Annotated in this window: 23 protein-coding genes; 14 read left to right on the forward strand and 9 right to left on the reverse strand. The window is 69.6% G+C overall.

All coding sequences use genetic code 11. The features are described 5' to 3' along the window. Positions 1-3: 3 nt before the first annotated feature. A complete protein-coding gene (gene dapD / locus ABT304_RS29195; protein ID WP_350720720.1) occupies positions 4-933 on the reverse strand; it encodes a 2,3,4,5-tetrahydropyridine-2,6-dicarboxylate N-succinyltransferase in 930 nt (309 codons plus the stop codon). 68 nt (positions 934-1001) lie between these two features. On the opposite strand from dapD, the gene ABT304_RS29200 reads away from it, so the two are divergent. Beyond that, on the forward strand, positions 1002-1292 hold the full coding sequence (locus ABT304_RS29200; protein WP_350720722.1) for a hypothetical protein: 291 nt from the start codon (positions 1002-1004) through the stop codon (positions 1290-1292). Positions 1293-1296: 4 nt separating this feature from the next. Here ABT304_RS29200 and ABT304_RS29205 read toward each other — a convergent pair whose 3' ends face one another. The 4 genes from ABT304_RS29205 to ABT304_RS29220 all read right to left on the reverse strand — a co-directional run bounded on the left by ABT304_RS29205 (position 1297) and on the right by ABT304_RS29220 (position 5143). Next, positions 1297-1494: a YbdD/YjiX family protein gene (locus ABT304_RS29205; protein WP_350720724.1), complete on the reverse strand. Its 198-nt coding sequence runs from the start codon at positions 1492-1494 to the stop codon at positions 1297-1299. Next, positions 1491-3671, reverse strand: a complete 2181-nt coding sequence (locus tag ABT304_RS29210) for a carbon starvation CstA family protein (RefSeq protein ID WP_350720726.1) — start codon at positions 3669-3671, stop codon at positions 1491-1493. Before ABT304_RS29210 ends, ABT304_RS29205 begins: the two co-directional genes overlap by 4 nt. A 90-nt stretch (positions 3672-3761) precedes the next feature. Next, on the reverse strand, positions 3762-4331 hold the full coding sequence (locus tag ABT304_RS29215) for a DinB family protein (RefSeq protein ID WP_350720728.1): 570 nt from the start codon (positions 4329-4331) through the stop codon (positions 3762-3764). A gap of 41 nt (positions 4332-4372) precedes the next feature. Then, positions 4373-5143, reverse strand: coding sequence for an enoyl-CoA hydratase/isomerase family protein (locus tag ABT304_RS29220; RefSeq protein WP_350720730.1), 771 nt, complete (start codon positions 5141-5143; stop codon positions 4373-4375). Here ABT304_RS29220 and ABT304_RS29225 point away from each other — a divergent pair. From ABT304_RS29225 to ABT304_RS29245, 5 genes are all read left to right on the forward strand, one after another. Next, entirely contained in the window at positions 5142-5726 is a 585-nt protein-coding gene (locus tag ABT304_RS29225) for a GNAT family N-acetyltransferase (protein WP_350720732.1), read from the forward strand. The two genes, ABT304_RS29220 and ABT304_RS29225, sit on opposite strands and share 2 nt — an antisense overlap. Before the next feature lie 54 nt (positions 5727-5780). Beyond that, positions 5781-6242 (forward strand): GNAT family N-acetyltransferase, encoded by a 462-nt coding sequence (locus tag ABT304_RS29230; protein WP_350720734.1) that lies wholly within the window; start codon positions 5781-5783, stop codon positions 6240-6242. Positions 6243-6484: 242 nt separating this feature from the next. Continuing rightward, positions 6485-9730, forward strand: a complete 3246-nt coding sequence (gene ileS / locus ABT304_RS29235; protein ID WP_350720736.1) for an isoleucine--tRNA ligase — start codon at positions 6485-6487, stop codon at positions 9728-9730. Between the two features lie 196 nt (positions 9731-9926). Further along, positions 9927-10880, forward strand: a complete 954-nt coding sequence (locus tag ABT304_RS29240) for a type IV toxin-antitoxin system AbiEi family antitoxin domain-containing protein (RefSeq protein ID WP_350720738.1) — start codon at positions 9927-9929, stop codon at positions 10878-10880. A 56-nt stretch (positions 10881-10936) separates the two neighbouring features. Continuing rightward, positions 10937-11617, forward strand: coding sequence for a class I SAM-dependent methyltransferase (locus ABT304_RS29245; protein ID WP_350720740.1), 681 nt, complete (start codon positions 10937-10939; stop codon positions 11615-11617). Positions 11618-11631: 14 nt separating this feature from the next. Here the strand turns inward: ABT304_RS29245 and ABT304_RS29250 are convergent, their stop codons facing one another. Beyond that, complete coding sequence (locus ABT304_RS29250; RefSeq protein WP_350720742.1) at positions 11632-12102, reverse strand: DUF6069 family protein; 471 nt, start codon at positions 12100-12102, stop codon at positions 11632-11634. 173 nt (positions 12103-12275) lie between these two features. Here ABT304_RS29250 and ABT304_RS29255 point away from each other — a divergent pair, with 173 nt between their 5' ends. Continuing rightward, positions 12276-12752 (forward strand): aromatic ring-opening dioxygenase LigA, encoded by a 477-nt coding sequence (locus ABT304_RS29255; protein WP_350720744.1) that lies wholly within the window; start codon positions 12276-12278, stop codon positions 12750-12752. 60 nt (positions 12753-12812) lie between these two features. Here ABT304_RS29255 and ABT304_RS29260 read toward each other — a convergent pair whose 3' ends face one another. From ABT304_RS29260 to ABT304_RS29270, 3 genes are read right to left on the reverse strand one after another with little or no spacing between them, the layout of a single operon-like run. Continuing rightward, positions 12813-13613 (reverse strand): ABC transporter permease, encoded by an 801-nt coding sequence (locus ABT304_RS29260; RefSeq protein ID WP_350720746.1) that lies wholly within the window; start codon positions 13611-13613, stop codon positions 12813-12815. After that, positions 13610-14572, reverse strand: coding sequence for an ATP-binding cassette domain-containing protein (locus tag ABT304_RS29265; protein ID WP_350720748.1), 963 nt, complete (start codon positions 14570-14572; stop codon positions 13610-13612). The genes ABT304_RS29260 and ABT304_RS29265 overlap by 4 nt, the downstream gene beginning before the upstream one ends. Further along, positions 14569-15024: a nitroreductase/quinone reductase family protein gene (locus ABT304_RS29270; protein ID WP_350720750.1), complete on the reverse strand. Its 456-nt coding sequence runs from the start codon at positions 15022-15024 to the stop codon at positions 14569-14571. Before ABT304_RS29270 ends, ABT304_RS29265 begins: the two co-directional genes overlap by 4 nt. A gap of 108 nt (positions 15025-15132) precedes the next feature. Here ABT304_RS29270 and ABT304_RS29275 point away from each other — a divergent pair, with 108 nt between their 5' ends. The 7 genes from ABT304_RS29275 to ABT304_RS29305 all read left to right on the forward strand — a co-directional run bounded on the left by ABT304_RS29275 (position 15133) and on the right by ABT304_RS29305 (position 21748). Continuing rightward, on the forward strand, positions 15133-15936 hold the full coding sequence (locus ABT304_RS29275) for a TetR/AcrR family transcriptional regulator (protein ID WP_502890452.1): 804 nt from the start codon (positions 15133-15135) through the stop codon (positions 15934-15936). A 9-nt stretch (positions 15937-15945) separates the two neighbouring features. Then, the gene (gene dapE / locus ABT304_RS29280) at positions 15946-17031 is read left to right on the forward strand and encodes a succinyl-diaminopimelate desuccinylase (RefSeq protein WP_350720754.1); all 1086 of its coding nucleotides are present in this window, start codon (positions 15946-15948) and stop codon (positions 17029-17031) included. Beyond that, entirely contained in the window at positions 17028-17747 is a 720-nt protein-coding gene (locus ABT304_RS29285) for an LOG family protein (protein ID WP_350720756.1), read from the forward strand. The genes dapE and ABT304_RS29285 overlap by 4 nt, the downstream gene beginning before the upstream one ends. Positions 17748-17750: 3 nt before the next feature. Further along, complete coding sequence (locus ABT304_RS29290) at positions 17751-18089, forward strand: DivIVA domain-containing protein (protein ID WP_350720758.1); 339 nt, start codon at positions 17751-17753, stop codon at positions 18087-18089. 15 nt (positions 18090-18104) lie between these two features. Continuing rightward, positions 18105-19889, forward strand: a complete 1785-nt coding sequence (locus ABT304_RS29295) for a hypothetical protein (protein WP_350720759.1) — start codon at positions 18105-18107, stop codon at positions 19887-19889. 146 nt (positions 19890-20035) lie between these two features. Continuing rightward, positions 20036-20209, forward strand: coding sequence for a DUF3117 domain-containing protein (locus ABT304_RS29300; RefSeq protein ID WP_008358749.1), 174 nt, complete (start codon positions 20036-20038; stop codon positions 20207-20209). Next, on the forward strand, positions 20210-21748 hold the full coding sequence (locus tag ABT304_RS29305) for a leucyl aminopeptidase family protein (protein WP_350720761.1): 1539 nt from the start codon (positions 20210-20212) through the stop codon (positions 21746-21748). Positions 21749-21821: the final 73 nt, after the last annotated feature.

The following is a 21821-nucleotide window of genomic DNA, read 5'->3' on the forward strand; positions in this document are numbered from 1 at the left end:
GTGTCAGTTGGCGTGGAGGGCGGCGTTGAGCTCGATGCCCTCGCCCTTCCACGGAACTGCCTCGATGGCGCCGCTGACGGAGTTGCGGCGGAAGAGGATGTTGGAGGCGCCGGAGAGCTCGCCGGCCTTCGTCACCGTGCCGTCGGGAAGCGTGACCTTGGTTCCGTACGTCACGTAGCACCCGGCCTCGACGACGGCGTCGTCGCCCAGCGAGATGCCGATACCGGAGTTGGCACCGAGCAGGCAGCGCTGGCCGATGGAGATGACGGCCTTGCCGCCACCGGAGAGGGTCCCCATGATCGAGGCGCCGCCACCGACGTCGGAGCCGTCGCCGACGACGACACCGCCGGAGATCCGGCCCTCGACCATCGAGGCGCCGAGGGTGCCGGCGTTGAAGTTGACGAAGCCCTCGTGCATCACGGTGGTGCCGGAGGCCAGGTGGGCGCCGAGGCGGACGCGGTCGGCGTCACCGATCCGGATGCCGCTCGGGACGACGTAGTCGACCATCCGCGGGAACTTGTCCACGCCGTAGACGGTCACGTGCTGGCCCGCGGCGCGCAGCCGGGCGCGGGTGACCTCGAAGCCCTCGACGGCGCACGGGCCGGCGCTGGTCCACACCACGTTGGTGAGCAGGCCGAAGATGCCGTCGAGGTTCTGCCCGTGCGGCTGCACGAGGCGGTGGGAGAGGAGGTGGAGCCGCAGCCAGACGTCCTCGGTGGTCTCGGGCGCCGTGTCGAGGTCCTTGACCTCGACGAGGGCGACCCGCTGGGTGACCTGACGCACCTCGTCGGCGCACTCGAGCGCGGTCAGCTCGGCCGGCGCGGTCGCGTCGGCGGGCTTCTCGCCCAGCTGCGGCGCGGGGAACCACACGTCGAGCACAGAGTTGTCGGCGGCGTACGTCACGAGGCCGAAGCCCCAAGCTGCATTCGTCACGGGGCGCAGTCTAGTGGCCGAGCCTGAGCGGTCCCTTATCGACGGTCTCGACGTGCGAACATGTGGAGGTGAGCAAGAAGACTGCGCCGCCGATGCCCCAGCTCCTCCAGGCGGAGGACGGCACCTGGACTCTGGACATCCCGGGGGTGGCGACCAGCAAGGGGCACCCGGCGCCGGAGTGGGCGATGGCGAAGGGCGTGGAGGTCGTCCGCCGCGCCGCCTCCGACATCGTCCGCAGCTGGATCAACGGCAAGCCGGTGAGCGACGCCGAGAAGCAGGTGGTCCTGCTCGTCACCCGAGGTGACTCGCAGGTGTACGCCTGGCTCGACGCCGCTTTCGCCGACGACAGCCCCCGCTAGTCCGCTAGCAGCAGCGGGCCTGCGGGTTGTGCTCCTTCTCGTCGGCCCGGTGACGTTCGAACGCGCGCCGGGTCATCGGCTCGACGCCCTCGCGTTCGCACCGCGCCACGTACTCGTCCCACTTCGCCTCCCCGGTCGCCTGGCGGAGCAGCCGCCAGGCGCCGGAGAAGCGATCGGAGACACGCTCGGTGAGCAGACTCATGAGACCGGCGTCTTCCGGGACGCCTCCCACTCGCGTACGGCTTCCTTCTCCTCCTTGGTGGCGAAGAAGTCAGAAGGCGCGACGATCTTCGACTCGACCTTCGGGACCTCGGTGGTCGGCAGCGAGCCGCCGGCGCGGATCGACTTGACCACAGTCACCGCGGCGCCGGCGACGATCACGATCACCAGCAGCGCGAACGCTGCCTGCAGGATGCCGCTCTGGGTCGAGTTGTAGATGATCTGGTCGACGTCCCCGGGAGTCTTCGCAACCCCGTAGAGCTCACCGGCGTCGCGTGCCTCGCGCGCGGCAGAGGCCTGGGCGAAGTAGCCGATCGCGGGGTTGTCGCTGAACACCTTCTGCCAGCTCGCCGTCATGGTGACGATGAGGTCCCAGACCAGCGGGATGCCAGGCACCCAGGCGAACTTGGCCAGACCGTGCTTGAACATCAGCACCGTGGCCAGGGTCAGGGCGACGGCGGCGAGCAGCTGGTTGGCGATGCCGAAGAGCGGGAACAGCTGGTTGATCCCGCCGAGCGGGTCACCGACGCCGATCCAGAGCATGTAACCCCAGGCCAGTACGACCAGCGCGGAGGCCGACCAGGCCGCCGGCCGCCAGGAGGTGTCGGCGTAGCGCTTCCAGACGTTGCCGATCGTGTCCTGGAGCATGAACCGGCCCACGCGGGTGCCGGCGTCGACGGCGGTCAGGATGAAGAGCGCCTCGAACATGATCGCGAAGTGGTACCAGAACGCGGCCAGGCCGCCACCGAACGCCTCGCTGAAGATCAGCGACATCCCGAACGCCAGGGTCGGGGCGCCACCGGTGCGGGAGATGATCGTCTCCTCAACGCTGGCCGCGGCTGCCTCGAGCTCGGCCGGGGTGATCGTGAAGCCGAGCCCGTTGACGAAGGCGGCCGCGGTCTCCGGGGTGCCGCCGGTCGCGCCCGCGGCGGCGTTCATCGAGAAGTAGATGCCCTGGTCGATGACCGAGGCCGCGATGAGGGCCGAGATCGCCACGAACGACTCCATCAGCATGCCGCCGTAGCCGATCATTCGGACGTGGCTCTCCTTGGCGACCATCTTCGGCGTGGTGCCGGACGAGATGAGCGCGTGGAAGCCGGAGAGGGCGCCGCAGGCGATGGTGATGAAGACGAACGGGAACAGCTTGCCGGCGAAGACCGGACCCTCGCCGTTGGTGGCGAAGTCGGTGACGGCCTCGTTCTGCAGCACCGGAGCCGCGAGGATCAGGCCGACGGCCAGCAGCACGATGACGCCCACCTTCATGAAGGTGGAGAGGTAGTCACGCGGGGTGAGCAGCATCCACACCGGGAGAATCGAGGCGATGAAACCGTAGACGACCAGGCAGATCACCAGCGTCTCGTGGGAGAGGGTGAGGGCGCCGGCCAGGCCCATCTCCTCGACGTACCCACCACCGATGATGGCCAGCAGCAGCAGCGCGACGCCGATGGCGGTCACCTCGCTGACGCGGCCGGGGCGCAGGTAGCGCAGGTAGAAGCCCATGAAGAGCGCGATCGGGATGGTGAGGCCGATCGAGAAGACACCCCACGGCGACTCCGCGAGCGCATTGACGACGACCAGCGCGAGCACTGCCAGGATGATGATCATGATCGCGAAGACGGCGATCAGCGCGGCCACGCCGGCGACGGTGCCGATCTCCTCGCGCACCATCTGACCGAGGCTTTTGCCGTCGCGGCGCATCGAGAAGAACATCACGACCATGTCCTGCACGGCGCCGGCGAAGATGACGCCGACGATGATCCAGATCGTGCCCGGCAGGTAGCCCATCTGCGCGGCCAGCACCGGGCCGACCAGCGGGCCGGCGCCGGCGATCGCGGCGAAGTGATGCCCGAAGAGCACGCGCCGGTCGGTGACGTCGAAGTCATGCCCGTTCTCCAGCCGCTCGGCCGGGGTGGCCCGGGTGTCGTCGACCTTCAGCACCTTGTTGGCGATGAACTTCGAGTAGAACCGGTAGGCGATCGCGTACGAGGCCAGCGCGGCGAACAGGATCCACAGCGCCGAGACCTCCTCGCCTCGGGACAGGGCGAGCATGGCCCAGCAGACGGCGCCGACGACAGCGACGGCGGTCCAGATGACAACAGACTTCACGTTGGGCCCGGACCCTGAGCCCGGGCTGGTGGGGTTGGCGGTCGACGTCGACATGGTCTCCCTCTGATTCAGCGCGCGGTAACGGTCGTTGTGACCGCTGTCTCAGCCTAGTCTCAGGAAACCGCCTGGTGGGCGGGGGAGGGGCTACTGCCCGGTACGCCCGTCGATGACCTCGCGCAGCAGGTCGGCGTGACCTGCGTGGCGGGCGTACTCCTCGATCATGTGGACCAGGATGTCGCGGATGCTGGTCGACTCGTCGCCGCGGCCGAGGTCTCGGGTCTCGCCGAGCATCGTGTCGTCGATCGAGTCGAGCCACTCGTCGGCCGCCGCGACCTGCTCGCGCCAGCTCGCGAACGCCTCGTCGACCGACTCCTGGGTCGGCTCCACCTTGTGGAACCCGCCGGTGGTGTCGTCGGCGTCGAGGCGGGGGGTCTCGAGGTTCTCCTTGAGTACGCGCTCGAACCAGCCGTGCTCGACCCGCGCCATGTGCCGGATCAGCCCGAGCAGGCTCAGGTCGCTGGGCGGCACGCTCTGCTTGACCAGGTCCTCCGGCCCGAGGTCCTGGCACTTGAGCTCGAGGGTGAGCCGGTAGTGGCGCAGGTAGTCCCGGTAGGTCGCCAGCTCGCCGACGGCCGGCTGGTCCTGGTGGCGTGGATCCTCGCCCTCGGGAAGCCAGATTCCGTTGAAGCCCACCTGTCGCTGATCGTTGCTCATGGGCTCACCCTCGCGGAACGAGCGCCTTTCGGCCAATGATTTCAGCCGGTGAAGCTGGGCGGCCGCTTCTCCAGGAACGCGTTGATGCCCTCGCGGCCGGAGGCCGAGCCACCGAGCGCGGAGATCGACTGCGCCTCGCGACGCAGCGCCGACTCGGGGTTGGGGTCGGCGACGTCACGGATCAGGTGCTTGGTGCTCGCCAGCGCCTCGGGGGAGCCGGCGAGGAGGGTCGCGACGACCTCGTCCACGGCGGCCGCGAGCCCGTCGGCCGGTACGACGCGGGCGACCAGTCCGGCCTCGAGCGCCTCGGTCGCGGAGAGCATGTCGCCCAGCAGGGTCAGCCGGAGCACCCGGTGCAGGCCCAGGGTGTGCACGAGGAGCGACCCGCCGCCGTCGACCGACAGCCCGACCTTGGCGTACGCGAGGCTGAACTTCGCCCTGTCGGCGGCGATCACGATGTCGGCGGCCGCTGCCAGCGGGAACCCGACCCCCGCGGCGGTGCCCTGGACGGCGCTGACCACGATCGCGTCGCAGCGGACGAGCTCGGTGATGATCCGGTTGGCGCCCTCGGCGAGCTCGAGGATGAACGGTCCCAGGTCGTCGGCGGCGGCAAACCCGGCCAGGTCACCCCCGACGGAGAAGTACTTCCCCTCCGCCGCCAGCACGATCACCCGCGCCGAGTCCGCCTTCGCCCGCAGGATCGCCGCCAGCATCTCCGCGCCCGCCTCGGGCGTGAAGACGTTGCCCCGGTCCGGGTTGGTCATCGTGATGCGCGCGCAACCGTCGGCGTACTCGTAGCGAATCAGGCTCATGCGCGCATCCTGCCAGGTGCCGAGGTGGCTTTCAGGCCGGGCGGGTGATTTCTCCTCTGCCGCAGTTGGGCGCCGTTATCGTCGCTCCGTGGCATCACCATCCGGGTTCACCGTCGCCCCGACCCCAGCCTCTGACACCTACCCGCTGCGAGCGGCGGTGCTCCACGGAGGTGCACCTCCCGAGGCTGCGAAGGTGGCCGGTGACGACCATCCTGGCGTGATCACTTTCGCTGCTCGGGATGTCGATGGTGCCGTGGTCGGATGTGCTGGATTGTTCCCGGAACGGTGCCCTGATCTGCCCGATCACCACGGCCAGGGGTGGCGCGTCCGGAGGGTCGCGACGGCGCCTGAGTGGCGAGGCCGAGGCGTGGGCGCCGCCGTCGTGAGCGCGGTCATCGCCCATGCCGAAGATCGTGGCCCGGGCCTGGTGTGGTGCAACGCGACGCCGTCCGGTCAACGCCTCTTCGCGCGTGCGGGATTCGAGCAGCTCGGTGAGCCGTGGGTGGATCAAGAGTTCGGGCCGAACGTGCGTATGTGGCGAACGGTCTCAATCCGGCCTGTCACAGAGGGTCCGACCTCGTGAACGGATTCACGAGGTCGGACCCTCTGTCATAGGAAGCGCGGCTAGGGTCATCGCGTGATCTCGGACGAGCGATTCACGGTCAGGCGGGTGCCCGTCGAGGACACCTATGCGCTGCGGGCGAAGGTGTTGCGCAACGGAGGGCCGCCGGAGGCGGCGCGGGTGCCGGGGGATGACAGTCCCGAGGTCGCCACGTACGCGGCGGTGGACGAGGACGGGAGTCCGATCGGGTGCGTCGGGCTCTTCCCGGAAGCATGCCCTGACCTGGCCGAACACCCCGGGAAGGGGTGGCGGATCCGGGGGATGGCGACGGCGGATGGGTGGCGCGGGAAGGGTGTCGGGGCCGAGGTGCTGCAGGCGGCGCTGGACCATGTCGCGGCCAGAGGCGGTGGGCTGGTCTGGTGCAACGCGCGTACGCCGGCGGTGCCGTTCTACAAGAGGGCCGGGTTCGTCGAGATCGGCGAGCCGTGGGACGAACCGGAGATCGGTCCACACGTGCGGATGTGGCGCGCGGTGTAATCGGGTTCGCGTGGCGGGCGCCGGTCGGCGTACTCTCTTCCTTACAGGCGTTCGAGCCGTCATCAGCGGCGAGCCCCGGGAAGAAAGCCTCCAGGTGGATCGAAGGCAAGTAGAACCCGGCGGGAGTGGCCCGTCACAGCCGTAACGAAGTGGTCCGGCAGGACAAGCAGGGTGGTACCGCGGTCGATAGATCGTCCCTGTGGTGAAGACAAACCCACTACCACCCAGCAGGAGATGCGTCGATGGCCTATCCGAAGGTCAACTCAGCCACAGTCCCGGCCAGCCCACGCTTCCCGGAGATCGAGACGCAGATTCTCGATTACTGGAAGAAGGACGGGACCTTCCAGGCGAGCATCGACAACCGTGACGCGGGCGAGAACGGCGAGAACGAGTTCGTCTTCTACGACGGCCCCCCGTTCGCCAACGGCCTGCCGCACTACGGCCATCTGCTGACCGGTTACGTGAAGGACATCGTCCCGCGCTACCAGACGATGCGCGGCAAGCGCGTCGAGCGGCGCTTCGGGTGGGACACCCACGGCCTGCCCGCCGAGCTCGAGGCGATGCGCCAGCTCGGCCTGAAGACGACCGACGAGATCGTCGAGATGGGCATCGACAAGTTCAACGCGGCCAGCCGGGCCTCGGTGCTGAAGTACACCGGCGAGTGGCGCGACTACGTCACCCGCCAGGCGCGCTGGGTGGACTTCGACCACGACTACAAGACCCTCAACCCCGACTACATGGAGTCGGTGATCTGGGCGTTCAAGACGCTCTACGACAAGGGCCTGGTCTACGAGGGCTTCCGCGTCCTGCCCTACTGCTGGCAGGACGAGACCCCGCTGTCCAACCACGAGCTGCGGATGGACGACGACGTCTACAAGGACCGCCAGGACCCCGCGGTCACCGTCGGCTACGCGCTCGACGCCACCGGTGAGGACGAGGTCCTCGACGACGCCCACATCCTGATCTGGACCACCACGCCCTGGACCCTGCCGTCCAACCTCGCTGTCATGGTCGGCTCGGAGATCGACTACGTCGTGGTCGAGGGCCCGGTCCCGGGCACCGACAGGACGGCCAAGTACCTCCTCGCGGAGGCTCGGCTCGCGGCGTACCAGAAGGATCTCGCTCTGCCCGATAAGGAGGGCGACGCCGACGAGCCGACGATCCTCGGACGATACAAGGGCGCCGAGCTGCTCGGCCGCAGCTACACCCCGCCGTTCTCCTACTACGCCGGTCACCAGAACGCCTTCCGGATCGTGGCCGCCGACGACGCGGTCACCACCACGGACGGCACCGGGGTCGTCCACACCGCCGGTGCGTTCGGTGAGGTCGACAAGGAGGTGACCGACCGCGAGAACATCGAGGCGGTCATGCCGGTCGGCAAGGACGGGCGCTTCACCGCCCCGGTGGTCGACTACGCCGGTGTCCAGGTCTTCGACGCCAACCTGCAGATCATCGACCACCTCAAGGCGGTCACCCGCGGCGAGGCCGGGGGATCGGTGACCGCGGGCACGATCCTGCTGCGCCGCGAGTCCTACAACCACTCCTACCCGCACTGCTGGCGCTGCCGTCAGCCGCTGATCTACAAGGGCGTCTCGAGCTGGTTCGTCGAGGTCACCAAGATCAAGGATCGGATGCTCGAGCTCAACCAGCAGATCCGCTGGGTGCCCGAGCACATCCAGGACGGCCAGTTCGGCAAGTGGCTGGAGAACGCCCGCGACTGGTCGATCACCCGCAACCGCTTCTGGGGCTCGCCGGTGCCGGTGTGGAAGTCCGACGACCCGGCCTACCCGCGCCTGGACGTCTACGGCTCGTTCGCGGAGCTGGAGCGCGACTTCGGCACTCTGCCGAAGGACGCCGAGGGCAATCCCGACCTGCACCGTCCGTACGTCGACGACCTGGTCCGTCCCAACCCGGACGACCCGACCGGCAAGTCGATGATGCGCCGCGTCTCCGACGTCCTCGACGTCTGGTTCGACTCCGGGTCGATGTCGTTCGCCCAGAACCATGTCCCGTTCGAGAACGAGGAATGGTTCCAGCACCACTTCCCGGGCGACTTCATCGTCGAGTACATCGGCCAGACCCGCGGCTGGTTCTACACCCTGCACATCCTGGCCACCGCGCTCTTCGACCGCCCGGCGTTCTCGAGCTGCATCAGCCACGGCATCGTGCTGGGCTCGGACGGGCAGAAGATGTCCAAGTCGCTTCGCAACTACCCGGATGTCAACGAGGTCTTCGATCGCGACGGCGCCGACGCGATGCGCTGGTTCCTGATGTCCTCGCCCATCCTTCGCGGCGGCAACCTGGTCGTCACCGAGCAGGGCATCCGGGATTCCGTACGCCAGGTGATGATCCCGCTGTGGAACAGTTGGTACTTCTTCCAGCTCTACGCCAACGCGGCCGGCCTGGAGACCACCGGCTCGACGGCGTCCGAGGACCCGCTGGACCGCTACGTCCTGGCCAAGCTGCGCGACTACGTCGGCGAGATGACCTCGGCGATGGACGACTACTACGTCGCCGAGGCCTGCGAGGCGACCCAGCGGTTCATCGACGTGCTCACGAACTGGTACATCCGCCGGAGCCGCGAGCGGTTCTGGAACGAGGACAAGGCCGCCTTCGACACCCTCTACACGGTGCTGGAGACGGTAACCCGCCTGGTCGCGCCGCTGCTGCCGCTGACCACCGAGGAGATCTGGCGCGGTCTGACCGGTGGCCGCTCGGTGCACCTGGCCGACTACCCGGTCGTCGAGGATCTGCCGGCTGATGACGACCTGGTCGCCCGGATGGACGCCGTCCGCGCGGTCTGTTCCTCGACCTCCGCTCTCCGCAAGGCGCGCAAGCTCCGCAACCGCCTGCCGCTGGGCGGCCTGACGGTTGTCGGCGCGGACATCGCGGGCTTCGAGGAGATCGTCGCCGACGAGGTCAACGTCAAGTCCGTCCGGCTGCTCGCCGCCGACTCGGAGGAGGCCGGCACCTACGGCATCGAGCAGAAGCTCGCCGTCAACGCCCGCGCCGCCGGCCCGCGGCTGGGCAAGGACGTCCAGAAGGCCATCAAGGGCTCCAAGTCCGGTGACTGGTCGGTCTCCGAGTCCGGCGAGGTCGTCGCCGGAGGCCTGGCGCTGGTCGAGGGTGAGTACACCCTGGAGACCGTCGCCGGTGCCGCCTCTGACGACGTCGCCGTCTCGATGCTGCCGAGCGGTTTCATCGTCCTGGACACGGTCGTCACCCCCGAGCTCGCCGCCGAGGGCCTCGCCCGCGACCTGATCCGCGCCGTCCAGCAGGCCCGCAAGGACTCCGGCCTCAACGTCGAGGACCGCATCACCCTCGCGGTGACCGGCTCCGAGACCGTACGCCAGGCAGCCACCACCCACGCCGACCTCATCTCCCGCGAGACCCTCGCCACGACGTACGACGTCGTCGACTCGCTCGAGGGCAACCCGGTCGACCTCGGTGATGGCGAAAAGGCCCAGATCGCGGTCACCAAGGTCTGAGCCTGCGACCCTGCGACGAAGGAGCAGGGTCGCAACGCGAAGAGATCGAGCGAGCGCAGCGGGTGAGCCTGCGAACCCGCGAAGCGGGTCGAGATCCGTAGCGGCACAACCTAGGAGGGCTGGAGCCATATATCGGCTCCAGCCCTCCTAGGTTTCTGAGCTAACGGTGTCGGTGGGCACCGTTAGCGTCATCGGCGTGGGTGCTGTTGCCGACCTCGAGTGGTACTCGACCCTCCTGCAGCTGCAGGCAGGGCTGGTCTCGCGCGCCCAGCTCACCGAGTCCGGCTGGACGAAGTCGGACATCAGGAGCGCCGTACGCCACAACGAGCTGCGCCGCGTGCACCCACGTGTCTATGTGAACCACACCGGCCCGCTGACGTTCGAGCAGCGCAGCTGGGCGGCGATCCTCTACGCAGGCAGGTCGGCGATCTGCGGGCCCACGTTGGCGGCGCCAGGGACGCAGCGGGAGAGCGATCCGATCCATGTCGCCATCGACCAGCAGCGTCGGGTCGACCCACAGCCGGGGATCGTTCTTCATCGCATGGTCGACCTCGCCGACCACATGTTCCCCGATGTCCTGCCTCGGTTGCGGTTCGAGGACAACCTTCTGCTGATGGCCGGCGAGGCCAACGACGAGATCGATGTGATCGGCGTGCTCGGTCGCGGAATCGGGCGACGGGGCGTGAGCGTGGGCGAGGTGCGCATGGCGCTGAGGCGGTTTCCGAGGCTCCGTCGGCGTGCCTGGATCGCCGATCTGCTCGAGGATCTCGCCATGGGGACCGACTCGGTCCTCGAGCACGGCTACCTCACCAGGGTCGAACGCGCCCACGGGCTCCCGATCGGCACTCGCCAAGCACTGAGACGCACCGGGGTCGGCAATCAGTATCGCGACATCGACTACCCGGTCTATGGGTTGGTGGTGGAGCTCGACGGGAGACTCGGCCATGACTCGTGGAACGACCAAGGCAGGGACGCCGACCGAGATCTCGACGACCTGGCCTTGGTAGACCGGGTGACGGCACGGCTCCGCTGGCAGCAGGTCTACGGAACCCCGTGCCGCACGGCGACGAGGATCGCACGCATCCTGGCCAAGGGCGGTTGGCCAGGCGTCCCGTTCCCCTGTGGTGACCTGTGCCAGCTCGGAACGTAGGAGGGCTGGAGCCGAATACGGGCTCCAGCCCTCCTACGTCGGGCTAGGGTTCAAGGGTGCAGGGGCCTTCGCTTCGTGAGCTCGCCATCCAGGCGCTGTCGTCGGTAGAGCGTGGCTACGATCTCCTGGCGCCGAAGTTCGACGCGACGCCGTTCCGGACGCCGGACTGGATGCTGGCCGCGACGATCACCGCGCTGCGGGAGTACGGGCCGTTCGAGCGAGGGCTCGACGTGTGCACCGGCACCGGGGCGGGGCTGGAGATGCTCGCGGAGGCGACCGCGGAGCGGCCGACGGGGGTCGACTTCAGCGTGGGGATGCTCGAGCAGGCCAGGGTTGCGCACCCCGACGCCGACCTGGTGCGGGCGGATGCTCGCGCGCTGCCGTTCGAGGCTGCGTACGACCTGGTGGTGAGCTTCGGGGCGCTGGGGCACTTCCTGCCGGAGGAGCGGCCGGAGCTCTTCGACGGTATCCATCGGGCGCTGCGGCCGGGCGGGGTGTTCGCGCTGCCGGTCAGCCGGGCGCCGGGGCCGACCCATCCGGCGTACTGGCTGCTCTCCGGCTTCGACCTGGTGATGCGGGTGCGCAACGCGGTGTGGCGGCCGAAGTTCGTCATGTACTACCGAACCCATCCCAGGCCGGCGCTCTTCGCCGACCTGGCCAACGCCGGGTTCATGGTCGAGACGACGCCGATGCCCGGCGTCGGCGAGCTGATCATCGCTCGCCGACCACCGGGCTGACGTCCGCAGACACCTCAGGCGCGGCGCGGGTTGCGCTCCGCCAGGCGGGCGGCGATGACGGGGACGATCACGACCGCGGCGACGAGGTGGGAGATCACCAGCATGATGTTGGTGGCGTAGGAGTCGGTGACCGCGATCAGGCTGGGGACGCACGAGAGCGCCGTCAGGGTCCAGGCGGTGCGCTTCCAGGTCGAGCGCGGACGCTTGGCGAAGCGGGCCAGGCAGACGGCGATGATGATGCCGATCAGGCCGAGCTCGGCGACGGCCCAGGCGAGTCCGGTCGCGGGGATCGCGGCGGGATCGACTCCGGTGCCGGGCAGTGCGACGTTGAACGGCACGCCGACCGCGCGGGCGATGAACTCGTAGACGCCGGTGACCAGGGCGCCGACAAGGACGGCGGTGACGCTGACGAGCCAGACCGGCATCCGCGCAGCGAACTGACCGCGGGAGGTGGTCGTGGCCTGGGTGTAGGTGCTGGTGCTCATGGTGGTGCCTCTCGTGCGGTGGTGGTGTGTCGCGGTCCGTACGGCCGCTTCTCACTCACTCCACGAACGGCTCGACACCGATCCGACAGGTTCCGCGAAAAAAGTTCTGCACGACGAAGATCACACCCGTCATGCCTATGATTCAAACGTAAACCAAGTGAGCCTTGGTCGGCATGACCCGCAAACCTCGGATCGCGAAGCTGCTGAGCCCCCTGATCGGGCTGTTCGGCCTCCTGTTCATCGCCAGTGGCGCCGTCACCTACTACCTGGCCCACACCCAACTGAAGGCGCAGGAGATCACCGTCGCCGACGACGCCTCCTTCCTCGCCGGAGACAACGTCGACGGTCCGTTCTCGGCCTACGCCCAGGCGGCCACCGTCGAGAAGCACGCCCTGGGGATCACCAAGGGCAAGACGTACGCCGAGCTGGACCAGGAGGACCCGATCCGCGCAGTCGCGGCGGAGTCGTCGTTTGTACGCGCCTCCCTGCTGACCGCGGTCACCGCCTTCGGCCTCTCGGCGCTGGTCGCGGGCCTGGGCGTCGTTCTGCTCTTCGTCGCCTTCGCACTCGGGTCGCTGACCCGGGCCGTCGTGCCGGCGAAGGAGAAGGCCACGGACGAGACCGACGGCCTCGAACCGGCCACCGCCTGACCCCACCCATTCGCCAACGGGCCCGGTAAGGCGTCGCCTTCCCGGGCCCGTTCTCCGTTCTCAGCCCAGGCGCCGGAACGCGCGGACGGAGAGCGGGACGAAGATCGCCAGCAGGACGGCCGGCCAGGCGAGCGCCAAGAGGGTCGCGTGGTCGGCGAGCACGCCGGAGGTGATCCCGGTCGGGTTGCCGAAGAGGTCGCGGCAGGCGGTGGCGGTCGCCGAGACCGGGTTCCAGGCGGCCAGGAAACCGAGCCATCCGGGCATCGTCTCGGGCGAGACGAACAGGCTCGAGCAGAACCCCAGCGGCCAGACCAGCACCTGCACCATCGTCAGCGCACCCTCCATCCGCAGGGTCAGCCCGAGGAAGATGCCCAGCCACAGCATCGCCAGCCGCAGCCAGAGCAGGAGCCCGACCGCGGCGACCGCCTCGAGGAAGGTGCCCTCGATCCGCCACCCGATGAGCAGCCCGCCGAGCATGAGGACGCCCAGCTGGACCGCCGAGTTGCCGAGGTCGGCGATCGCCCGCCCCAGCGGCACCGCGAGACCGCTCATCGGCAGGGACCGGAACCGGTTGGTGACGCCGCGCTTGGTGTCCTCGGTGACCACGGCCATGGTGCCGTCGATGCCGAACATCATCGTCAGCGCGAGCACCCCGGGCAGCAGGTAGGGCAGGTACGACCCGCCACCCGGCATCTCGATCGCGCCGCCGAACAGGTAGCCGAAGATCAGCAGCATCATGATCGCGAACAGGATCCCGAAGACCGGTCCCCACGGCTCGCGCTGCCAGTGCTTGAGGTCGCGGAGCGTGATCACCCAGGTCTGGGTCACGGTCTGTCGCAGGGTGGAGGCGATGGCGGTCATCGGGCGGCTCCTTCAGGATCGGGTACGTGATCGGGGGCGGTCAGGTGGAGGAACACCTCGTCCAGGGTCGGTCGGCGCAGCAGCACGTCGTCGACCGTGATGCCGGCGGAGTCGAGGGTGCGTACGACCTCCACGACCGCGGCACCGCCGCCGGCCGGGCCCGCCTCGACGGTCACCTCGTGCCGGTCGGGGTCGACGACGGCCACGGAGCCGAGGACGCCGGCCATCCGGGCGAGGTCGTCCGGGCCGGTCGCGGTGATGATCACCCGGTCGCCGCCCAGGTCGCTCTTGAGCGCTGACGGGGTGCCCTCGGCGATCACCCGGCCCGCGCCGAGCACGGTGACCATGCCGGCGAGCTGGTCGGCCTCGTCCAGGTACTGCGTGGTCAGCAGCACCGTCGTCCCGTCGGTGACCACCTGCCGCACCATCTCCCAGACCTCGTGACGGCCGCGCGGGTCCAGCCCGGTGGTCGGCTCGTCGAGGAAGAGGATCCGCGGACGGGTGACCAGGCCGGCGGCGATGTCGAGGCGCCGTCGCATCCCGCCGGAGTATCCCGAGACCTTCCGGTCGCCGGCCTCGGTGAGGCCGAACGCGTCGAGGAGCTCCCCGGCGCGGCGTACGGCATCGGGCTTCGAGAGGCCGTGCAGGCGGCCGAACATCACCAGGTTCTCCCGGCCGTGAAGTGCCTCGTCGAGCGCGGCGCTCTGCCCGACCAGGCCGATCGTGGAGCGGACCCGGGCGGGGTGGCGTACGGCATCGTGGCCGCCGACGCGCACCTCGCCGGCGTCGGGCCGGGTCAGGGTCGCGAAGACGTTCACCGCAGTCGACTTGCCGGCGCCGTTGGGCCCCAGCAGTGCGTGCACGGTGCCGGCGGCGACCTCGAGGTCGAGGCCGTCGAGCGCCTGGGTGTCGCGGTAGCGCTTGCGTACGCCGCGAGCGGACAGGGGAGTCGAGGTCATCGGCCCACCTCGATCCGGAACACGCCGCAGCGCCCGGCGACCGCCTCGAACGCCTCCGGCGTCACCGCCGTGACCACACCGGCGTCGAGCATGATCTTCGCGCCGTCCGTCATCCGCTCCGGCCAGGCCCGGAGCACGGTCAGCGCCTCCTCGCGCTCCACCTCCACGAGACGCACCTCCTCGGTGGCCCTGCCGATCCGGAGAGTCGCTCGGCCGCCGGAGGCACGTACGTTGCGGGCCCAGTCGGCTCCCGGAAAGCCCTCGAGCAGATAGCGGTGTCCGTCCAGGTCCAGCACCGAGAGCGGGGTGCTGCGGGGCTTGCCGCTCGCGCGGCCCGGCACGGTGAGCACCGGCAGCTCCTTCATCCCGAGCCCGGTCTTTGACAGGGTCATGAAGACCTTGTTCATCGGCTTGAGCCAGCGCGGCGGGACCGGCTTCGCGTCGTTCGGCATACACGTTCCTCCAATTTCGTACGTTGTACGAAGATGTCAACGGAGCGACTGTAGCATTTGTTCCGTACGATGTACGAAGTTATTTCGGATGAGGTTACGATGAGCGACGTGCCGGATCAGTCAAACCAGTCGGATCCCTCCCTGCGCCTGCTGTGGCGCCATCGGGCGGGTGCGCGCGAGGAGCCGAAGACCAAGCGCGGCCCGAAGCAGAAGGTGAGCGTCGACGAGATCGTCGACGCCGCGATCGACCTCGCCGACGCCGAGGGCCTGGCCGCCGTCACGATGCGCGCGATCGCCCAGCGCTTCGGTCTGGGGGCGATGACGCTCTACTCCTACGTGCCCAACCGGGACGCGCTGCTGGTCCTCATGGCCGACCAGGTGACCGGACGGGCCGAGCTGCCGGAGCTGCCGGCGGATCCGCGCAAGCGCCTCGAGCTGGTCGCCAACCACACGCACGACGAGCTCCGGGCCCATCCGTGGCTGCTCGAGGTGCAGGACGTACGCCCCTGGCTGGGGCCCAACATGAGCGAACGCTACGAGTGGCAGCTGCAGGCCGTCGACGGACTCGGGCTCTCGGATCTGGAGATGGACCAGACGGTCGCCGTGCTGGTCGGTTTCGCGGGCAACATCGTCCGCGGCGAGCTCATGAAGCGCCGCGCCGAGCAGGTCACCGGGATGACCGAGGCAGAGTGGTGGGAGGCCAACTACGACACGCTGAACGAGGTCATGGCGGGCAGCCACTATCCGCTGGCCAACCGCGTCGGTACCGCCGCCGGCGAGGCCTATCAGGCGGCCAGCGACCCCGCCCGCGAGCTCGACTACGGGCTGGCCAGGATCATCGACGGGGTGCTCGCGCACGTCGAGCGCCGATCATCCGGTGCGGCCGACGAACTCTCATGGACGGCTGGTTGACTAGCGCCTGTGACAACCAGTCCTGACACTCCCGAGATCGACCTGACGACCGACGTGGTGACGCTGACCCGGCAGCTGATGGACATCGACTCGGTGAGCCTCAACGAGCTCGAGCTGGCCGACGCCGTGGAGCGGGCGCTGGCTGCGTACGACCACCTCGTCGTCGAGCGGCGGGGCAACTCGATCGTGGCGCGCACCGACCTCGGCCTCCCCGAGCGCGTCGTCATCGCCGGCCACCTCGACACGGTGCCGGTCAACGGCAACTTCCCCAGCCGCCTCGACGAGGCCACCGGCATCCTGCACGGCCTCGGCGCGTGCGACATGAAGTCGGGCGACGCGGTCATCCTCAAGCTCGCCGCGACCCTCCGGACGCCCAACCGTGACGTGACGTACGTCTTCTACGACGCGGAGGAGATCGAGGCCGTCCACAACGGTCTCGGCAAGCTCGCGGCCAGCGAGCCCGACCTGCTCGCCGGAGACTTCGCGATCCTGATGGAGCCCTCCAACGCCGGCGTCGAGGCCGGCTGCCAGGGCACGTTGCGGGTGGAGGTGCGCACCACCGGCGAGCGCTCCCACAGTGCCCGTTCCTGGCGCGGCGTCAACGCGATCCACAAGGCCGGCGAGGTGCTCCGCCGCCTGGAGTCGTACGTCCCGCGCAAGCCGGTCATCGACGGGCTGGAGTATCACGAGGGCCTCAACGCGGTCTTCGTCGCCGGGGGAGTGGCGGGCAACGTGATCCCCGACGAGTGCGTGGTGACGGTCAACTACCGCTTCGCGCCGGACCGGAGCGAGGAGGAGGCGCTGGCGTTCGTAACCGAGTTCTTCGAGGGCTACGACGTCACCCTGACCGACTCGGCCCCGGGCGCGCTGCCCGGCCTCGACCGCCCGGCCGCCAAGGCCTTCATCGAGGCGGTCGGCGGCGAGGTCGGACCCAAGTTCGGGTGGACCGATGTGGCGCGGTTCACGGTTCTCGGCATACCGGCGGTCAACTATGGTCCAGGTGACCCGATGTTCGCCCACAAAGCCGACGAGCACGTGCGGATCTCCGAGATCACCGCGTGCGAGCAGGCCCTTCGTGATTGGTTGACCGCATGACCCGACGCAGCGGCTCCGGCCCACGCCCCACCAAGGGGCGCCCCGCCGGTAGCACCACCGACCAGCGACTGCTGGACAGCTCCGGCGACGGCGACTGGGTCCACACCGACCCCTGGCGGGTCATGAAGATCCAGGCCGAGTTCGTCGAGGGGTTCAACGACCTCTCCCAGGTCGGCCCGGCGGTCTCGGTCTTCGGCTCGGCGCGCACGCCGAAGGACCACCCGACCTATGCGCAGGCCGAGGCCGTCGGTCGAGGTCTGGCGGAAGCGGGCTTCGTGGTGGTCACCGGCGGCGGCCCGGGCACGATGGAGGCGGCCAACAAGGGCGCCCTCGAGGCCGGCGGCGAGTCGATCGGTCTCGGCATCGAGCTGCCCTTCGAGGCCAGGCTCAACGACTACGTCAGCTTCGGGCTCAACTTCCGCTACTTCTTCGTGCGGAAGATGATGTTCGTGAAGTACTCCCAGGGCTACGTCGTCATGCCCGGCGGTCTCGGCACCATGGACGAGCTCTTCGAGGCGATGACGCTCTCCCAGACCAAGAAGATCACCCAGTTCCCGATCGTGCTGATGGGCGTACAGCACTGGAAGGGGCTCCTCGACTGGATGCGCGAGACGATGCTGGCCGACGGCCGGATCAAGCAGAGCGACCTGGACATGATCACCCTCACCGACGACGTGGACGAGGCGGTCGAGCTGATGTTGAAGGCGCGTGACTGACGCATGGGTTGGATCTTCGCGGCACTCATCGTGCTGGCTCTCGGAGGAGTCGCCCTCGTAGCCGCCGGGACAGGCGCGCCGATGGGGGAGGAGTACGGCGACCAGCCCGACGCTCTGGTGCCCCGCGACCGCGTCCTGGAGGCGGCAGACCTGCGTCACGTACGTTTCTCGGTAGCCTTCCGCGGCTACCGGATGGACGAGGTGGACGCTCTGATCGCCCGCCTCGCCGAGGAGGCAGAATGGCGTGAGTCGACCGCGGCCGGGGATGCCGGTGCCGAGGTCGGAGTCGGGGGACTCACATCACATACGCCCGAGCCCGATTCGGGCTCGCCCGACGTCTAGGACAGAATCGCTGCCGTGAGCTTCGCTGCCGTACTCGTCTACGCCGTGACCGCCCTGGTCGCGGTGATCGTCGCGCTCACCTATCTGAAGCCACATCTCCTGCAGCCGCAGGAGGCGGGGCTGCCGTCCAAGATCCACCTGTACGCCGGTGCAGCCGGCCTCCTGGTCTGGGTCCTCTTCCTCGCCTCGCCGTCGTCGTTCTTCCTCGGCGGCGACATCCCGGGTGTGATCGGGCTCTTCGGGATCTGGCTCGCCGCGATCGCGGGCCTCTACCTGCTCGCCCGCCGGCTCAAGGAGCAGCGCGCCGCAGCCTCGGGCCACGACGACTACGGCTATGACGACGACTACGACGACTACGCCGATGAGTACGCCGAGGACGGCTACGGCTACGACGAGGCCGGCTATGCCGAGCCCGGTTACGACGACTACGCCGAGCCTGACGGCCGGGCGGGCTACGCGGACCCGCGCCGACCGGCCCAGCAGCCTGTTCCTCAGCCGGTCGCCCAGCAGGGACGTCCGGCCGAACGCCGGCCCGAGCCCCGGCGAGCAGCCTCGGGGGTCGACGAGACCGCGGTGATGGCGCCGATCGAGCGTGACCCTTCGCCTGCGCCGCCGCCAGCTCCGGCCCCCGCTCCTGCTCCGGCCCCCGCTCCGGCACCTGCTCCTGCTCCGGCCCCCGCTCCGACGCGGGACGGGCAGATCGGTCGCCGTGTGGCCGGGCGGCAGACGCCGCCCCCGCCCGCGCCGCAGCCCGCACCGCAGCCGGCGCCGCAGCCCCACCCGTCCCCACAGCGGCCTCCCCGGCGGGCAGCCGCACCCCAGCCGCCGGCGCCCCAGCCGCCGCAGCAGCCCGTACGTCCCCAGCCCGTGCCCCAGCCGCCGGCCCCGGCGGGTCCCGCCCGGCCGCGGCAGGACCGCCCTGCTCCCGCGCGACCCGCGCAGGAGCGGCGAGCCCCGGAGCAGCCGATGCGCGAGCGTCCGGCGCCTCAGCGTCCCGCCCCTCAGCGTCCGGCTCCTCAGCGGCCGGCGCCCGAGCAGCCCCAGCCGAGCCAGGGCGAGCCGGGCCGGAGCGGCCAGGACCCGTGGGGTCGCCGTCAGGAGCCGCCGCAGCGCCGCTCGCGCGGCTACGACGATCGCTACGACGACCGCCGCAACGACAGCCACGACGAGTTCGCCGACCGCCGCTACCGGCGCGACAGCAGCTACTCCGACTACCCGGGCCAGCAGCAGCCGAGCCCGCCGCGCGCACCGCGCCCCGCGCCCCGGCCCGCGCCCCAGCCCGCACCCGCGCCCCAGCCCGCACCCGCGCCCCAGCCCGCACCCGCACCTGCGCCGCCGCCGCCCGCGCCGAGCCGGCCCGCCGGCCGCCAGCCGGGGCAGCGGCCCGAGACGTACGATCCCTACTCCTTCGAGTCCTACGGTCCCCGCGACCGCGACCGCGAAAGGGGCCGGGGCCGCGACCGGACCGAGCCCCCTGCCCCGACCCCGCCCGCGCCCGAGGCGCAGCCGCGTCGACGGCAGCGGGACCAGGGCTACGACGAGCCGGCCCACGCGGGCTACGAGCAGGGCTACGACCAGGCGTACGCACAGGGCTACGACTACGACGAGGCCTACGACCGTGGCTATGACGATCGCTACGACGAGCGCTACGACGATGCCTACGATCGGCCCGTCGGAGGCGACCGTCGGGACCGGGACGGAGCGTTCCACGAGTCCTCCGGAGCGGCCATCGTGGTGCACCTCACGCTGGTGATCCTCGCGATCTGGCTGACCTGGGCCTACGGAACCTCGGTCATCTGACAGGTTCGATGGCAGGTCAACCCGCCGAAACTCGCACCTTGCCGTCAGGTCTGCTGACCTGATGAGGGATAATGGACGTGCAATGCGCGCTCCGAGGCCATCCGGCAGGTGAGCGCCGACACGCGAGACACGGAAGAAGGTGCCGCATGGCGGCGATGAAGCCGCGGACGGGAGACGGTCCGCTGGAGGTCACCAAGGAAGGTCGGGGCATCGTGATGCGCGTCCCGCTCGAAGGTGGTGGCCGGTTGGTCGTCGAACTGAACGCCGAAGAGGCCGCCGCGCTCGGCGAAGAGATCAAAGGCCTTGGGCTGAACGCGTAGATGACCACAACGCTGCCGTCACCGGCTCTGCCGTCGCAGGTCGGGCCGCCCACCTTCACGCTCAATCCGCTCGGCCCGGAGAGCCTGGATGCCGAGATCATCGCGCTCCCGGTCATCCCGGGCGAGGACGAGTTGGTCATCGGTCCAGGCGCCGCCGACCTCGGCGACCAACACGACCTCCTGGGTCATCTCGAGTTCGAAGGTGCCACCGGCAGTGCCGGTGAGGTGACGACGTACGCCGTCACCGGCTCCGGCACCCTGCGACAGATCCTCCTGATCGGTGTCGGCGCGCAACGTCGCGACGACTTCCGGCGGGCGGGAGCCGCGCTGGCTCGCGCCGTGCGGGATCGGTCCGAGGTGGTCACGACCATCCCGGCGGCCGACCCGGAGGTCGGGCTCGAGCCGTTCGTGGCCGGTGCGACGCTGGGGTCCTTCCTCTTCCACTGGCGCTCCGAGGGGGCGCCGTGGAAACCGGTGGAGACGATCACTCTGGCCGACCTCGGCGACGACCAGGCGGCAGCGTTGGACCGGGCCCAGGCGATCGCGCGCGCCAGCTGGCGCGCGCGGTTCTTCTCCTCGGTCCCGAGCAACTTGAAGAACCCGGCCTGGCTCGCGGAGCAGGCGACGACACTGGCAGCCGAGGCGGGCCTGAAGGTCAATGTCTGGGACGAGGACCAGCTCGCGGCCGAGGGCTTCGGAGGCATCGTCGCGGTCGGCCAGGGCTCGGCGACCCCGCCGAGGCTGATCCGGCTCGACTACACGCCCCGCAAGACGGGGCGGCTGAACTCGTTGAAGACGGTGCCGACGGTGGTGCTGGTCGGCAAGGGCATCACCTTCGACACCGGCGGGCTCAACATCAAGCCCGGCGACGGCATGCTCAACATGAAGCGCGACATGACCGGCGGTGCGGTGGTGCTCGCGGTGATGTCGGCGCTGGCCGAGATCGGCTGCCCGGTCAAGGTGGTCGGCCTCATCGCCGCCGCCGAGAACGCCATCTCCGGCTCGGCACTGCGCCCCGGCGACGTGGTCACCCACTACGGCGGCCGCACCTCCGAGGTCACCAACACCGACGCGGAGGGCCGCCTCGTGCTGGCCGACGCGATGGCGTACGCCGTGGACAAGCTCAAGCCGGCCGCCCTGGTCGACATCGCCACCCTCACCGGTGCGATGCGGGTGGCGCTCGGGCAGACTATGGCCGGCTACTTCGCCGACGACGATGCGCTGGCCACGCTGCTGGCCGAGGCGTCCGAGGTCTCCGGTGAGACGCTGTGGCGGATGCCCCTCGTCGCCGACTACGAGGACAAGCTCTCCTCGAAGGTCGCCGACGCCGACAACGCACCCGGCGGGCCCGGCGCCATCACTGCCGCGCTCTTCCTCCACCACTTCACCGGTGGCATCCCGTGGGCCCACATCGACGTCGCCTGCGGTGATGCGTACGCCGACGTCCACGAGCTCACTCCCGGCCCCACCGGCTTCGGTGCCCGGGTCCTCCTCAGCTGGCTGGCGAGCGCAGACCCGCTCTCCGGCGTAGGTTCCTGACGAGACGTCACCCGCGTCGGCCGAGAGGTCACGTACGTCGGCCGAGATGGCATGCAGATGCCATCTCGGCCGA

Origin of the sequence: Nocardioides sp. NPDC000445, from assembly GCF_040300245.1 — a bacterium.
In the GTDB taxonomy this organism is placed as follows: domain Bacteria; phylum Actinomycetota; class Actinomycetes; order Propionibacteriales; family Nocardioidaceae; genus Nocardioides.

What these genes read in the sequence shown, in the direction of transcription:
- ABT304_RS29205 (WP_350720724.1), bottom strand. Translation starts at nt 1,494, where the DNA reads ATGAGTCTGCTCACCGAGCGTGTCTCCGATCGCTTCTCCGGCGCCTGG.
- ABT304_RS29210 (WP_350720726.1), bottom strand. Translation starts at nt 3,671, where the DNA reads ATGTCGACGTCGACCGCCAACCCCACCAGCCCGGGCTCAGGGTCCGGG.
- ABT304_RS29215 (WP_350720728.1), bottom strand. Translation starts at nt 4,331, where the DNA reads ATGAGCAACGATCAGCGACAGGTGGGCTTCAACGGAATCTGGCTTCCC.
- ABT304_RS29225 (WP_350720732.1), top strand. Translation starts at nt 5,142, where the DNA reads ATGCGCGCATCCTGCCAGGTGCCGAGGTGGCTTTCAGGCCGGGCGGGT.
- ABT304_RS29220 (WP_350720730.1), bottom strand. Translation starts at nt 5,143, where the DNA reads ATGAGCCTGATTCGCTACGAGTACGCCGACGGTTGCGCGCGCATCACG.
- ileS (WP_350720736.1), top strand. Translation starts at nt 6,485, where the DNA reads ATGGCCTATCCGAAGGTCAACTCAGCCACAGTCCCGGCCAGCCCACGC.
- ABT304_RS29250 (WP_350720742.1), bottom strand. Translation starts at nt 12,102, where the DNA reads ATGAGCACCAGCACCTACACCCAGGCCACGACCACCTCCCGCGGTCAG.
- ABT304_RS29255 (WP_350720744.1), top strand. Translation starts at nt 12,276, where the DNA reads ATGACCCGCAAACCTCGGATCGCGAAGCTGCTGAGCCCCCTGATCGGG.
- ABT304_RS29260 (WP_350720746.1), bottom strand. Translation starts at nt 13,613, where the DNA reads ATGACCGCCATCGCCTCCACCCTGCGACAGACCGTGACCCAGACCTGG.
- ABT304_RS29265 (WP_350720748.1), bottom strand. Translation starts at nt 14,572, where the DNA reads ATGACCTCGACTCCCCTGTCCGCTCGCGGCGTACGCAAGCGCTACCGC.
- ABT304_RS29270 (WP_350720750.1), bottom strand. Translation starts at nt 15,024, where the DNA reads ATGCCGAACGACGCGAAGCCGGTCCCGCCGCGCTGGCTCAAGCCGATG.
- ABT304_RS29285 (WP_350720756.1), top strand. Translation starts at nt 17,028, where the DNA reads ATGACCCGACGCAGCGGCTCCGGCCCACGCCCCACCAAGGGGCGCCCC.
- ABT304_RS29290 (WP_350720758.1), top strand. Translation starts at nt 17,751, where the DNA reads ATGGGTTGGATCTTCGCGGCACTCATCGTGCTGGCTCTCGGAGGAGTC.
- ABT304_RS29300 (WP_008358749.1), top strand. Translation starts at nt 20,036, where the DNA reads ATGGCGGCGATGAAGCCGCGGACGGGAGACGGTCCGCTGGAGGTCACC.
- ABT304_RS29305 (WP_350720761.1), top strand. Translation starts at nt 20,210, where the DNA reads ATGACCACAACGCTGCCGTCACCGGCTCTGCCGTCGCAGGTCGGGCCG.